The following is a 12518-nucleotide window of genomic DNA, read 5'->3' as shown; positions in this document are numbered from 1 at the left end:
TGGGAGCTTCATGAAGGTCGCCTACGTCACCGCCGACGATACGGTGAGCCGCCACGACGACGAGCGGGAGACCGCCCTCGCCGCCTGGCTCGGGGTCGGCATCGAGGGGGCGCCGGTGAACTGGCGCGACCCCCGGGCCGACTGGTCGGAGTTCGACGCGGTGGTCGTCCGCTCCGCCTGGGACTACATCGAGCGGCGTGACGAGTTCGTCGCCTGGGCCCATCGGGTGGAGCGGGTCACGCGGCTGTTCAACCCGGCGGCGGTGCTCGAATGGAACACCGACAAGACCTACCTGCGCACGCTCGGCGTGCCGACCGTACCCACCTTCTGGCCCGAGCCGGGCGCCGGGCTGCCCGAGTGGGACGAGTACGTCGTCAAGCCGGCCGTCTCGGCGGGGGCCCGCGACACGACCCGCACGGCTGATCGGGACGCCGCGGCAGCGCACGTGGCCCGGCTGCTCGACGAGGGCCGCACGGTCATGGTCCAGCCGTACCTCCCGTCCGTGGAACTGGAGGGGGAGCTGTCGCTGCTGTACTTCGGCGGCCGGTTCAGCCACGCCGTACGGCGGCATCCCATGCTCAGCGGCGTCGAGGCCACGGCGGAGAACCGCGCCACCCTGCGCGACCCCGACGACGACCAGTTCGCGCTGGCCGAGCGGGTGCTGGCCGCCGTCCCGCCGGATCTGCTGTACGCCCGGGTGGACCTGGTCAGGATGCCGGACGGCGAGCCGGTGCTGATGGAGGTCGAGCTCACCGAGCCGTACCTGTTCCTGCGGGACGAGCTGGCCGCGCCGGACCTGTTCGCCGAGGCCCTCGCCGAGGCGCTCAAGGCGGGCTGACCCCGCGCCCACCAGGGCGGGCCAGTGTTCAGCCGTGCGTCGATATGCCGCCGTCCACCGGGATGACGGCCCCGGTGAGGTACGAGCCGGCCCGTGAGGCGAGGAAGACGGCCGCGCCCGCCATGTCGTCGGGCCGGCCGATCCGCCCCAGCGGCACGCCGCTCTCGATCGCGCCGCGCATCTCGGGGTCGTCGAGCGCGAAGGCCATCATCTTCGACTCGAACGGCCCGGGGGCGATCGCGTTGACGGTGATTGACTCCTTGGCCAGCCGATGCGCCAGGTGCCGGGTCAGCATGTGGACCCCCGCCTTCGCGGCCGAGTAGGCGTAGTTCTCCATGAACGGCACCCGCAGCCCGTCGACCGACCCGATGTTGATCACGCGGGCGGGGTCGTCGGGCGAGGCGGCGGCGCGCAGCAGCGGCAGGAACCGGCGGGTGAGGAAGAAGACGCCCTTGACGTTGATGTCCCAGAGCTTGTCGAAGGCGTGCTCGGGATACTCCTCCAGGGGCGCGCCCCAGCTCGCCCCGGCGTTGTTGACGAGCACGTCGAGCCGGCTCTCCCGCTCCTCCACCGCCCGCGCCAGCGTCTCGACGCCCTCGGGGGTCGACAGGTCGGCCCGGACCGCCGGGCAGCCCAGCTCCGCGGCCGTGGCCTCCAGCTCGTCCCGCTTGCGGGAGGAGATGTAGACGGTGGCGCCCGCGTCGAGGAACCCGCGCGCGATCATCTTGCCGATTCCCCGGGAGCCGCCCGTCACGACGACCGTCTTGCCTTCCACCGAGAACAGAGTCATGAGGGAAGCGTACCGACCGGTCGGTTCCCGGCCGGTCCCGCGTGGCGGCGGAGTCGAGTCCGGCGGCGCGGGTCAACGGCGCGGGTTAACGGCGCGGGCTAACGGTGGCGCGTCCTGGCGGGCGTGGGGGACCCGCCAGGACGCGCTCCGCCCCGGCGCGAGGCCTCGACCCCGGCGAGGGTTGGGGTCGAGACCTCGTTCATTCGCACGGAGTCTCTGGGGAGAGGCCGTCGTCGTCCGGCCGCTCCGGCGTGCGGTGGTGCCGCATGATCAGGCGTGTCGCGCCGTCGGGGTCGTCGGAGGGATGCGTGATGAGGAAGTCATCCTCATGCCACACAAACGACCCGTTCCTGCACCAGACCGTCAGGTCGGTGGATACCGACAGCACGGACATGCCGTTCCCGTTGCTCTGGTAGGTGTGGGTGAACCCCTGCCGATGCAAGGCGTAGCGCAGCATCCGCGTCGCCTCGCAGGGGTCCCGCCAGGGCAAGTACGGCGTGCCCGCACGGACCGCTAGCACTTGCCCCACCTCCATTGGATGGATTTGTACCAACGTTTGGATAATGCGCGGCCCGGAGGGCTCCGGTCAAGGGGTTGTTTCCCGCTAGACCGAGATCCTCTAGATTTGTTGGAACAAAAGGGTGGATTGAGGAAAGATGGCACGATCGTCGCTCTATCAGCAGGTGGCCGCCGAGGTGCGCAGGGCCATCTACGCGGGCGAACTCGCGCCGGGGGACCAGATCCCGACCGAGACCGACCTCATGGAGGCGCACGGGGTCAGCCGCAACACCGTACGGCTGGCGCTGGGCGAGCTGGAGAACGAGGGTCTCATCCTGCGGATGCGCCGGCGTGGAACGTTCGTACGCGAGCGCCGTCCCCTCCTCATGCGGCCCCAGGACGAGTTCCTCGCGCACGACCAGGAAGAGCCGCGGTTCGACGCGTTCGTCCACGCCGTCCGGTCCGAGGGCCGTACGGCCGACCAGCGGATCGAGGTGTCGATCGTCGAACCGCCCGAGGACGTGGCGACCCGCCTCGCCCTCGCCGACGGCGCCCTGGCCGTGGTGCGCCGCCGTCTGCGGTTCGTCGACGCCCAGCCGTTCAACACGCTGGACTCGTACTTCCCCCTGGAGATCGTGGGGGGCTCCGAGATCGCCCGGCCGGGGGACATCACCCGCGGAGCCAACAGGGTGCTGGAGGAGCTCGGGCACCTGCAGACCCGCGTGGTCGACGACCTCTCGGCCCGCATGCCCACCTCCGACGAGTCGGCGCGGCTCCAGCTGGAGCCCGGCACCCCGGTCGTCGTCCACACCCGGGTCGGCTACGACGCCGACGACACCCCGGTCCGCGTCGCCGTGTCCGTGCTGCCCGCGGACAAACATCTGATCCGATACGAGCTGGAACGTCATTGACGAGGCCCCGGCGCCCGCTCCCCTGAGCGGGCGTCCCAGGCCGAGCCCTCCTCCGGGGGGCGCTCACCTCCTGTGCGCCGGCCCGTCCGGCCGCCGTGCCGATCCCCGTGCCGATCACTACCGTGCCGGTTCCCGCCCCGATCGCTGTTCCGATCGCCGTTCCGATCACCGTGCCGTCTCCCGGGGGCGCTCCCGCCGCTGGCCTCGCCGCACCCGCGCGCCCTAGCGAGGCCTCGCCGTCCCCGCGACGGACGCTGTACGGCGTCTCGCCGTCACTCTGAGTGATCAGATCATCCCCCTCGGCACGAAAGGAATCAGGCATGCCTGCGAACACCCTGGATCTTGTTACGGAACTCACGCTGCGTCGCGCCACCCCCGCCGACCTTCCGGGGGTCCTCGTCCTGCTGGCCCGCACCGCCGGCTGGCTGAACGGTCTCGGCGTACGGCAGTGGCCCGCCGCGGGCTTCCCCGCCGAGCGCATCGCCCCGCTGATCGGCGAGGGGGTCATGTACCTGCTCGACGCCGGAGAGGACGCGGAGACCGTCGAGGGCGCCGCCCGCGTGCCCGCCGCCACGATCGCGGTGGACGGTCACGCCGACGCGGAGTTCTGGACGCCGCGGGACCGGCCCGGCGACGCGCTGTACGTCCACAAACTGGCCGTGCACAGGTCCTTCTCGGGCCAGGGCCTGGGGGAGACGCTGCTCGACTGGGCCGGTCTGCGGGCCGCCGTCCAGGGCCGGCCGTACCTGCGCCTCGACTGCGCGAAGGACAACGCCCGGCTGCAGGCGTACTACCGCGGGGCGGGCTTCCGGCACGTCCGCACCGTCGACCTGCCGCACCGCGCCTCGGGGGCGCTGTTCGAGCGGGACGCCTGCGCCGTGCTCTCCGGCTGGGACCGTTCCGAGCACGCCGAACCGGCACGGCCGGGGCAGCGGCGGCGGCCGGAGCGCCGCGTTCCGCTGGTGCCGGCCCCGCGCGGGGGCCACGGGACGCAGCAGTTGCGCGTTCTTGACATCACGGCACACAACGAGTTGATCGAGTGCTGAACAGGGCGGATGCCGTGAGGCGCCGCAAAGGGACCCGATACTGTTCACATCATGACGGGATCCCTCCTTGAAGTGATCGCGCTCGATCTGCGTGACGCCGTGGCCGCCGAGGAGGGTGGGGCGGACCGCCTGGAGGTCGTGTCCGACATGGGCTCGGGCGGGCTCACCCCCTCGGCGGACCTCGTCGCGGCCATCGCCCGCGAGTGCGGCCTGCCGCAGATGATCATGCTCCGCCGCGACGCCGGATTCACGGTGAGCCCGGAGGAGCTCGACCGGCTGCGCCGCGACGTGAAGGAACTGACCGAGGCCGGCGCGGCGGGGTTCGTCTTCGGATTCCTCTCCGAGGACGGGTCCGTGGACGTGGAGGCGACCCAGGCGCTCATCCACGCCGTCTCGCCGCTGCCCTGGACCTTCCACCGCGCGGTGGACCACGCCGCCGACGTGCGGGCCGCGTGGCGCGCCGTACGGCTGCTGCCGAACCTGGCGACCGTCCTCACGTCGGGGTCGCCCGAGGGAGTCGGCAGTGGCCTGCACGTCCTGCGGACCCGGGCGGAGGCGGGGGACGCTTCGCTCGTGCTCGCCGGCGGCGGCCTGCGCGAGGCGCACGTCCCGGCGCTGCTCGACTACGGCATCCGCGCCTTCCACGTGGGAGGCGCGGTGCGGGGCTCCTGGCAGGAGCCCGTCGACCCCAGCCGGGTCAGGCACTGGCGCCGCCTCGTGGACCGGCTCTGAACCCCGGCGCCGTCAGGCGCGGCGGCGCGCGACCAGGACGGCGTCCCGGATCGTGATCTCGTGCCCCTCCGGGTCCTTCGCCGTGCGCGGCCGCGCCTCGGCGGCCGTCACCTCCCAGGCGGCCGGGTCGAGCGAGGCCGCGATCTCCTCGGCGGTGAACATCGCCTGCGGGAAGTGCGGCCGGTGGGGCACGGTCAGCAGGTCGAGCGGGTGGTGCCCGACGATCAGCAGGGTGCCTCCCGGCGCAACGGCGGCGGCCAGCCGGGCGTACAGCGCCCGCCGGGTCTCGCCCGGCAGGTGCATGTAGTGCGCCGACACCAGGTCGTACGCCCCCTCGGGGAGCGGGTGGTCGCGCAGGTCCGCATGGAGCCACTCGATCCGGGCCGCGACCTCGGGACCGGTGTCGGCGGCGTGGGCGGCGGCCCGCTTCAGCGCGGTGGCCGAGATGTCCGTCCCGGTCACCCGCCAGCCGCGCTCGGCGAGCCACACGGAGTCGGCGCCCTCGCCGCTGCCGACGTCGAGGGCCCGCCCCGGGGGCAGATCGGCCGCCTCGGCGACGAGTTGCGGGTTCGGGCGCCCGCTCCAGACGGCCGGCCGGGACCGGTAGCGCTCCTCCCAGGCGGCCTCCTCGAACATCGTGCCCATCTGATGCCGGTAGGCGCCGACCTCCTCCGTGGTCTCCTCGGCGACGAGGTCCATGTTGATCGCCGCGCCGGCGGTCAGGCCCGCCGCGGCGGCCATGATCACCTGTGCCATCACGTCGGCCGTGTTGCCCGCCACCCAGACGCCGGGCACGGCGGTGGCCCCGGTAGGCTCCGCGGGGATCCGGCTGCCGACCACCTGACCGCGGACCTCCACCTCCACCGGCGTGAGCCCGAGTGACCGCGCCACCTCGGCGCGGGCGGTGAACAGCGGCGCGACGACGACCGCGTCGAGCGCGATCACGTCGCCCGAGGCCAGGCGCACTCCGCTGATCGCGTCGCCGGTGACCTCCACCGCCGTGACCGGGCCGTCCGCGACGGCGATCCGGCGCGCCGCGAGCCGCTCGGCGTCCTCCTCCGTCAGCGGCACGGCGTGATGGTTGAGGAAGACCACGTCGTCGGTCCACTGCCGCCACAGGCAGGCCTGATGGACGGCGTGCGGCCCGGTGGCCAGCACCCCGATCCGCCGGTCGCGGACCTCCCAGCCGTGGCAGTAGGGGCAGTGCAGCACGTCGCGGCCCCACCGTCCGGCCAGACCGGGCACGTCCGGAAGCTCGTCCGCGAGCCCCGTCGCGAGCAGCAGCCGTCGCGCGCGGAGCACACGCCCGTCGTCGAGCGTCACGAGGAAACGGCCGTCGTCCTCCCGCGCCGCCCTCGCCACGCGGCCGTCGGTGACCTCACCGCCGTACGCCTCGACCTCCGCGCGCCCGGCCGCCAGCAACTCGCCGGGCGGCGTGCCCTCCCTGCCGAGGTAGTTGTGCACGTGTGAGGCCGGCGCGTTGCGCGGCCGCCCGTCGTCGACCACCAGCACCGTCCGTCTCGCCCGCGCCAGCGCCAGGGCGCCGCTGAGCCCGGCCGCGCCGCCGCCGATCACGATCACGTCATATGTCCCGTCCACCCGAATCTCCTCTCGCATCGCTCCGGTCACGATGCGACATGATCGGCGGGACCGCCAAACAACGTTGCCGATATGGCAAAGACGGACGCGGTCAGCCGAGGGCCTGGTCGGCCCGGGCCAGCGCGGCGGCCAGCGTCCGGACGGTGGCGGGCTCGTCCAAGACCCCGCCCGCCGCGGCCCGCCGCTCCTCCCACGCGTGCACCCGGTCGGCGTACTTCTCGTAGCAGGCGAGATGGAACGCGTAGACGGTAGTGAAGCGGCTGACGAGATGGGAGGGATGCATGTCCCAGCCCTGGTGGAAGCCGTGGGACAGCGAGTGCGCCACCAGCGCCGAGTGCCTGCGGAGCAGGGCGTGCACGTCGGCGGCCGAGTCCGAGGCCGGCGCCGCGGCGAGGGAGCCGTCCGACAGCTCGACGCCCGTGCCGGCGAGCGCGGTCCGCATGACGTGCCTGGCGTGATCGCACGCGGGATGGTCGAGCCGCTGCTCGTCCGGGGGCAACCCGACCGCCGCGGTGTAGTCGAACACCCCGAAGTGCGCGGCCGCGAGCCGCCCGCCGAGCGACGGCACCAGGCCGGCCGACCGCTGCAGGAACAGCACGGTCTGCGGGGCCTCCACCTGCATCTCGAAGCGCAGCGTCCCGGAGGGCAGCGCCAGCGCGCGCTCCAGAGCCTCTAGGCAGCGGGCGAACTGCCGGAGGTAGTCCTCCATGAGGACCTTGGGGAACGTCACCGTGAACCCGTCCGGAAGCCGCCCGGCCCGCCGTACGACCTCGGTGAGGAAGCCGTCGAGCGTACGGACCGAGCGGTGCGGGTCGCCGTCGGCGAACGACTTCACCCGCAGCCCCCACCGGCGCGGCAGCGTGCCCGCGCGGTGCATCTCGGCCACCGCCGCGGCGGCGGACTCGGCGTGCCGGTCCTCCTCCTCCGGCGCGCGCACGCCGTACCCGTCCTCGAAGTCGATCCGCAGGTCCTCGATGGGCTCGTTGTGGAGCTTGCGGCGGACCCGCTCGTGCACCGGCCGGGCCAGTTCGAGGTCCAGCCCGAACAGCGCGGCCAGCTCGCCCGGCGTGAACAGCAGCCGGTTGAGCAGGTCGGCGGCGGCGTGCCGCCATTCGTGGACGACCTCCGCCGTGACCCGGTCCGCCGGCACGTACACGGTGTGCACCGGCTGCCACGCCGGCTCCTGCCCCGCGGGGTAACGGGCGAGCTGGTCGCGGTAGACGCGGTCGAAGCCGTCGAGCAGCCCGTCCAGGCCGGTCAGCGTCGTCTCCATGCGGACGATCCTCGCAGAGTCCCGGCACGGGCGACTTCATCACGCAACGTCGTCACGTGGCGACGGAGAGTTGGGTATCCTCTTACTCGAACAAGCGAGCGAAAAAAGAAACGGCCCCCTGTCGGGGGCCGTAGAGCCCGGGGACGTAACCCCGGGCGCGGTGACACCATGTTAGGGCGTGATGGCGGTGCGCGACAACCCCGTTCCTCGATCCGTACGCGTCGGGGTCTACGTGGATGGGTTCAACCTCTACTACGGGCTGCGTTCCCTGCGGGGCAGACGCTATCTCTGGCTCGATCTGCACGCGCTGGCGAGCCGGCTGTTGAAGCCCGGCCAGACGCTGACCACCATTCGCTACTTCAGCGCCCACGTGCGCAACGAACCAGGCGCGCTGCTACGGCAGAAGACCTATCTCGCGGTTCTCGAGACCCTGGGGGTCGACGTGGTGCTGGGACGGTTCCAGGAGCAGCGGGCCTCCTGCCGCATCTGCGGAGCCTCCTGGCGGACGTACGAGGAGAAGCAGTCCGACGCCGCTCTCGCCGCCGCGATCGTCGGCGACGTCGCGCTCGATCTCGTCGACGTCGTGCTGCTGCTGTCGGCCGACAGCGACCTGTGCGCGGCGATCGAGGCCGTGCGGTCGGTGGACGCCCGGCGGGGCGGCAAGACCCGGGTGGTCGCCGTGTTCCCGCCCGGACGCCGTTCTGACGGCCTGCGCCTGGCGAGCGACGCGTGGTTCCCCCTCGGGGAAGCGATCATCCGCCGGTCGCAGCTGCCCGACCTCGTGCCCGGGCGCGACGGCGCCCGCTACCACCGGCCGGGGTACTGGAACTGACCCTCGTCGGATCCGCGCCGCCCGACGGGCGCTCAGGAGGGCGTTCCCCCGCGCGCGAGACGGCCGCAGGCGCCCAGCATGGCGTCCCTGCCCACCAGCTTCACCCGCTCGCCCCGCTTGAGGTTCTCCGCCAGCGCCGCCTCCGCGGCCTCGATCCCCAGCCAGTCCTCGTACGTCACCGGGCGCACGCCGCGGGCGGCGAGCAGGTCGTCCAGCCGGGTCGTCGCGGTCCCCGGCGTCACCTCGGCGAGCAGGGTGCGCACGGTCTCCGCGGCGTCGGACTTGTTGGTCCCGATCACCCCGGTCGGTCCCCGCTTCAGCCAGCCCGCGACGTACTGCCGGTCGGTCACCTTCCCGGCGACGTTGGGCACCGTCATCGCCCGCGCGTCGAAGGGCACCCCGGGCAGCGCGACGCTCCGGTAGCCGACCGAGCGCATCACCATGTCCGCCGGGATCGTCTCGAACTCGCCGGTCCCGACGACCCGCCCGTCCTCCAGGCGGGTCCGCTCCAGCCGTACGCCCTCGACCCGGGAGACCCCGAGGATCTCCACCGGGCGCAGCCAGAAGCGCACCTCCAGACGGCGCGGCCGGTCGGCCGGCTCGCGCTCCGACCACGACCGCAGCACGTCCACGTTGCCCTTGACCTGCCGCGACAGGGCGGTCAGGTCGGCGGTCCCGATCTCGTGGGGGAAGGTCAGGACGTCGGCGTTCAGCAACTCGCCGAGCTCGCGCAGCTCCTTGAGGGTGAACTTGGCGTGCTCCGGGCCGCGCCGGCCGACCATGTGGATGCGCCTGACCCGCGAGGCGGCCAGCCGGTCGAGCACCTCCTCGGGCACGTCGGTGCCGCGCAGTTCGTCGGCGGTCTTGGCCATGATCCGCACCACGTCCACGGCGACGTTCCCGACGCCGATGACGACGACGTCCTCGGCGTCCAGGGAGAAGGTGTCCGGCGGGACGTCGGGGTGGCCGCAGTACCAGTTGACGAAGTCCGTCGCGGCGACGCTGCCCGGAAGGTCCTCGCCCGGGATGCCGAGCTGCCTGTCGACCATCGCGCCGGTGCAGTAGACGACGGCGTCGTAGCAGGACAGCAGATCGTCGGCCGAGACGTCCGCGCCGAGTTCCACACCGCCGAGGAAGCGCACCCCGGGCGTCTCGAGGACGCGCCGGAGGTACCCGGCGATCGACTTGATCGACGTGTGGTCGGGCGCGACGCCGTACCGCACGAGCCCGTAGGGCGTCGGCAGGCGTTCGAGCACGTCCACCTCGACGGGGTCGTGCGACTGTTTGACCAGTGCCTCGGCCGTGTAGATCCCGGCCGGGCCCGACCCGACGATCGCGACGCGCAGTGTCACCATGGCCTCCCGGCAGCGGCGGCGTCTCTGTCTTTGATTCTTTATCATCGGCGGCGGCCGTGTCACCGGAACGCCATGCCGAGGCACCCGACTGTGATCCGTGTTGTGATGATTCGTGGGGTTGCGGCGACCCGGCGGCCGCGATCAGAGTGATGCCCGTGGGCTCTGGGGCTAAAAGACGGGGAAACCCGCGGACGAGACGGCCGGGCGGTGGGACCCTCCCTGACATGAGGGGACTGCGCGGGGGGCAGGACGAGCCCGGGGCCTCGCCGGCCACGGTCCGGGGGCCACGGAACGATCCAGGCGACGGCCGCCGCTACGAGGCGCTGGGCCGGGTCATGGCCGCGCTGTCCGGCGAGGCGGAGACACTGGAGGCGTGCCGCGACCTCACCTGGTGGCGGACCACCGACCACTCCTGGCAGGTCGAGTGGCGCGACGGCCCGCAGGCGGCGGAGGTGGCGGCGCTGCTGGTCGAGCGGATCGGCGAGCCGGGCCCCGACGCCGCGCCGACCGCCCCGGCCGGTCCCGCGACCGCGTCGACCGCCGTGATCGACGTGATGGGGGTGACTTTCGTGCTGCGGGCGATCGACCCGTTCGGGATGGAACGGCTGCGGTCCAGGCCGGGCCTGTGGCGGCTGTCGGCGGTGCTGGACGGCCCGGCGGGCGCCGGGGAGCGGTCGCGCCAGCACTGGGAGGAACTTCTCGGCGGCTGAGCGGGGCGCGCGTGGAGGGGAGGCGGCGGGTGCCCCGAGTCGATAGCCTTGGAGCACATCGTCTTCGTCTCCCACGCCGTCGCCGGGGGTCCGCGAGGAGATCCGCGCCGGGGTCTCCGGCCGCGGCGATCCGGAGGAGGCGTGGCGGGAGACCTCTCACGAGCAAGGAGTAGCCGTGCTGCTGCGTATGTCGACCCTGTTCCTGCGCACCCTGCGTGAGGATCCGGCGGACGCGGAAGTGCCGAGCCACAAGCTGCTCGTCCGCGCCGGCTACGTCCGCCGGGTCGCGCCCGGCATCTACTCCTGGCTGCCCCTCGGCAAGATCGTGCTGGAGAACGTCGCCCGGGTGGTCCGCGAGGAGATGGACCGGATGGGCGCGCAGGAGGTGCTGTTCCCCGCGCTGCTGCCCCGCGACTACTACGAGCCCACGGGCCGCTGGACCGAGTACGGCGACACGCTGTTCCGCCTGAAGGACCGCAAGGGCGCCGACTACCTCCTCGGGCCGACCCACGAGGAGATGTTCACCGACATGGTCAAGGGGGAGTACTCCTCCTACAAGGACTATCCGGTGACGCTGTACCAGATCCAGACCAAGTACCGCGACGAGGCGCGTCCCCGGGCCGGCATCCTGCGGGGCCGGGAGTTCGTGATGAAGGACTCCTACTCCTTCGACCTCGACGACGACGGCCTGAAGCGGTCCTACGAGATGCACCGCGACGCCTACATCCGCATCTTCGACCGCCTCGGCATCGACTACCGGATCTGCTTCGCCATGTCGGGCGCGATGGGCGGATCGGCCTCGGAGGAGTTCCTCGCGCCCTGCGCCACCGGTGAGGACACCTTCGTGGCCTGCCACAACTGCGGGTACGCGGCCAACGCCGAAGCCGTCGTCACGCCCGCACCGCCCGCGGTGACGGCCGAGCAGCCGGCCATGGAGGTCCTCGACACGCCCGGTACGCCGACGATCGAGTCGCTGGTGACGTACGTCAACGAGCGGTACGGCCTGGGCGTCACCGCTGCGGACACGCTGAAGAACCTCGTCGTCAAGGTCCGCACGCCGGGCTCGGACGAGGTCAGGACCGTGGTCGTCGGCGTCCCCGGCGACCGCGAGGTGGACTTCAAGCGCCTGGAGGCCGCGCTCGCGCCCGGCGTGCCGGAGATCTTCGAGGCCGAGGACTTCGCCCGCCACCCGGGCCTGGTGCGCGGCTACATCGGCCCGCAGGTGCTCGCGGATCTCGGGATCACCTACCTGGTCGACCCCCGCGTCGTCGCCGGCTCGGCCTGGGTGACCGGCGCCAACGAGGCGGGCAAGCACGCCGCGCACGTGGTCGTGGGCCGTGACTTCCAGCCCGACGGCACGATCGAGGCCGCCGAGGTGCGTGCGGGCGACTCCTGCCCCCGCTGCGCGCACCCGCTGTCCATCGACCGCGGCATCGAGATCGGCCACATCTTCCAGCTCGGCCGCAAGTACGCCGACGCGGCCCACCTCGACGCGCTCGGGCCGGACGGCAAGCCCATCCGCATCACCATGGGCTCGTACGGCGTCGGCGTGTCCCGGGCGGTGGCGGTGCTGGCCGAGCAGCGGCACGACGAGCTGGGCCTGGTGTGGCCCAGGGAGGTGGCCCCCGCCGACGTGCACATCGTGGGCACCGGCAAGGAAAACCAGATCGAGGTGGCCAGCGAGCTCGCCGAGAGCCTGGAGGCGCGGGGACTGCGCGTGCTGGTGGACGACCGTCAGGGCGTGTCGCCGGGCGTCAAGTTCAAGGACTCCGAGCTGCTGGGTGTGCCCACCGTCCTGATCGTCGGCCGTGGGCTGGCCCAGGGTGTGGTGGAGCTGCGCGACCGGGTCGCCGGGACCAAGGAGGAGATCCCGCTGGACCAGGCCGTCGACCGCGTCCTCGCCGCCTGCCTCCCCGCCTCTCCCGCGTGATCTT

At 72.6% G+C, this 12518-nt stretch carries 12 protein-coding genes; 7 read left to right on the top strand and 5 right to left on the bottom strand.

The annotated features are described in order from the left end of the window. The first annotated feature begins 10 nt into the window (after positions 1 to 10). Complete coding sequence (locus tag HHX40_RS03950; protein ID WP_182879420.1) at positions 11 to 838, top strand: ATP-grasp domain-containing protein; 828 nt, start codon at positions 11 to 13, stop codon at positions 836 to 838. A gap of 28 nt (positions 839 to 866) precedes the next feature. On the opposite strand, the gene HHX40_RS03945 is transcribed toward HHX40_RS03950, so the two are convergent. Beyond that, positions 867 to 1628, bottom strand: coding sequence for an SDR family oxidoreductase (locus HHX40_RS03945; protein ID WP_117410486.1), 762 nt, complete (start codon positions 1626 to 1628; stop codon positions 867 to 869). Positions 1629 to 1827: 199 nt separating this feature from the next. Further along, positions 1828 to 2085 carry a hypothetical protein gene (locus HHX40_RS03940; protein WP_133306211.1) on the bottom strand — a complete coding sequence of 86 codons (258 nt, stop codon included), beginning with the start codon at positions 2083 to 2085 and terminating at the stop codon, positions 1828 to 1830. Between the two features lie 199 nt (positions 2086 to 2284). On the opposite strand from HHX40_RS03940, the gene HHX40_RS03935 reads away from it, so the two are divergent. The 3 genes from HHX40_RS03935 to HHX40_RS03925 all read left to right on the top strand — a co-directional run bounded on the left by HHX40_RS03935 (position 2285) and on the right by HHX40_RS03925 (position 4815). Beyond that, positions 2285 to 3037 carry a GntR family transcriptional regulator gene (locus HHX40_RS03935; RefSeq protein ID WP_117410488.1) on the top strand — a complete coding sequence of 251 codons (753 nt, stop codon included), beginning with the start codon at positions 2285 to 2287 and terminating at the stop codon, positions 3035 to 3037. Between the two features lie 320 nt (positions 3038 to 3357). Further along, positions 3358 to 4083, top strand: coding sequence for a GNAT family N-acetyltransferase (locus HHX40_RS03930; protein ID WP_182879419.1), 726 nt, complete (start codon positions 3358 to 3360; stop codon positions 4081 to 4083). A 51-nt stretch (positions 4084 to 4134) separates the two neighbouring features. Next, entirely contained in the window at positions 4135 to 4815 is a 681-nt protein-coding gene (locus tag HHX40_RS03925; RefSeq protein WP_117410490.1) for a copper homeostasis protein CutC, read from the top strand. A 12-nt stretch (positions 4816 to 4827) separates the two neighbouring features. On the opposite strand, the gene HHX40_RS03920 is transcribed toward HHX40_RS03925, so the two are convergent. Further along, complete coding sequence (locus tag HHX40_RS03920; RefSeq protein WP_182879418.1) at positions 4828 to 6414, bottom strand: SAM-dependent methyltransferase; 1587 nt, start codon at positions 6412 to 6414, stop codon at positions 4828 to 4830. A 91-nt stretch (positions 6415 to 6505) separates the two neighbouring features. Next, positions 6506 to 7687: a DUF6986 family protein gene (locus HHX40_RS03915; RefSeq protein ID WP_182874861.1), complete on the bottom strand. Its 1182-nt coding sequence runs from the start codon at positions 7685 to 7687 to the stop codon at positions 6506 to 6508. 181 nt (positions 7688 to 7868) lie between these two features. Here HHX40_RS03915 and HHX40_RS03910 point away from each other — a divergent pair, with 181 nt between their 5' ends. Further along, complete coding sequence (locus HHX40_RS03910; RefSeq protein WP_259403281.1) at positions 7869 to 8519, top strand: NYN domain-containing protein; 651 nt, start codon at positions 7869 to 7871, stop codon at positions 8517 to 8519. Between the two features lie 32 nt (positions 8520 to 8551). Here the strand turns inward: HHX40_RS03910 and HHX40_RS03905 are convergent, their stop codons facing one another. Then, positions 8552 to 9874 (bottom strand): FAD-dependent oxidoreductase, encoded by a 1323-nt coding sequence (locus HHX40_RS03905; RefSeq protein ID WP_182879416.1) that lies wholly within the window; start codon positions 9872 to 9874, stop codon positions 8552 to 8554. Between the two features lie 224 nt (positions 9875 to 10098). Here HHX40_RS03905 and HHX40_RS03900 point away from each other — a divergent pair, with 224 nt between their 5' ends. Together HHX40_RS03900 and HHX40_RS03895 are read left to right on the top strand one after the other, a co-directional pair. Then, the gene (locus HHX40_RS03900) at positions 10099 to 10584 is read left to right on the top strand and encodes a hypothetical protein (protein ID WP_259402406.1); all 486 of its coding nucleotides are present in this window, start codon (positions 10099 to 10101) and stop codon (positions 10582 to 10584) included. Between the two features lie 175 nt (positions 10585 to 10759). Next, on the top strand, positions 10760 to 12514 hold the full coding sequence (locus HHX40_RS03895; RefSeq protein ID WP_182879415.1) for a proline--tRNA ligase: 1755 nt from the start codon (positions 10760 to 10762) through the stop codon (positions 12512 to 12514). The last annotated feature ends 4 nt before the right edge of the window (positions 12515 to 12518 follow it).

Source organism: Microbispora sp. H10949, assembly GCF_014161435.1.
Taxonomy (GTDB): Bacteria; Actinomycetota; Actinomycetes; order Streptosporangiales; family Streptosporangiaceae; genus Microbispora; species Microbispora triticiradicis.
Note: the sequence above shows the minus strand (reverse complement) of the source record. Positions and strands in the feature narration are given on the sequence as shown.

What these genes read in the sequence shown, in the direction of transcription:
- HHX40_RS03940 (WP_133306211.1), bottom strand. Translation starts at nt 2,085, where the DNA reads ATGCTGCGCTACGCCTTGCATCGGCAGGGGTTCACCCACACCTACCAG.
- HHX40_RS03950 (WP_182879420.1), top strand. Translation starts at nt 11, where the DNA reads ATGAAGGTCGCCTACGTCACCGCCGACGATACGGTGAGCCGCCACGAC.
- HHX40_RS03905 (WP_182879416.1), bottom strand. Translation starts at nt 9,874, where the DNA reads ATGGTGACACTGCGCGTCGCGATCGTCGGGTCGGGCCCGGCCGGGATC.
- HHX40_RS03915 (WP_182874861.1), bottom strand. Translation starts at nt 7,687, where the DNA reads ATGGAGACGACGCTGACCGGCCTGGACGGGCTGCTCGACGGCTTCGAC.
- HHX40_RS03945 (WP_117410486.1), bottom strand. Translation starts at nt 1,628, where the DNA reads ATGACTCTGTTCTCGGTGGAAGGCAAGACGGTCGTCGTGACGGGCGGC.
- HHX40_RS03910 (WP_259403281.1), top strand. Translation starts at nt 7,869, where the DNA reads ATGGCGGTGCGCGACAACCCCGTTCCTCGATCCGTACGCGTCGGGGTC.
- HHX40_RS03900 (WP_259402406.1), top strand. Translation starts at nt 10,099, where the DNA reads ATGAGGGGACTGCGCGGGGGGCAGGACGAGCCCGGGGCCTCGCCGGCC.
- HHX40_RS03925 (WP_117410490.1), top strand. Translation starts at nt 4,135, where the DNA reads ATGACGGGATCCCTCCTTGAAGTGATCGCGCTCGATCTGCGTGACGCC.
- HHX40_RS03935 (WP_117410488.1), top strand. Translation starts at nt 2,285, where the DNA reads ATGGCACGATCGTCGCTCTATCAGCAGGTGGCCGCCGAGGTGCGCAGG.
- HHX40_RS03930 (WP_182879419.1), top strand. Translation starts at nt 3,358, where the DNA reads ATGCCTGCGAACACCCTGGATCTTGTTACGGAACTCACGCTGCGTCGC.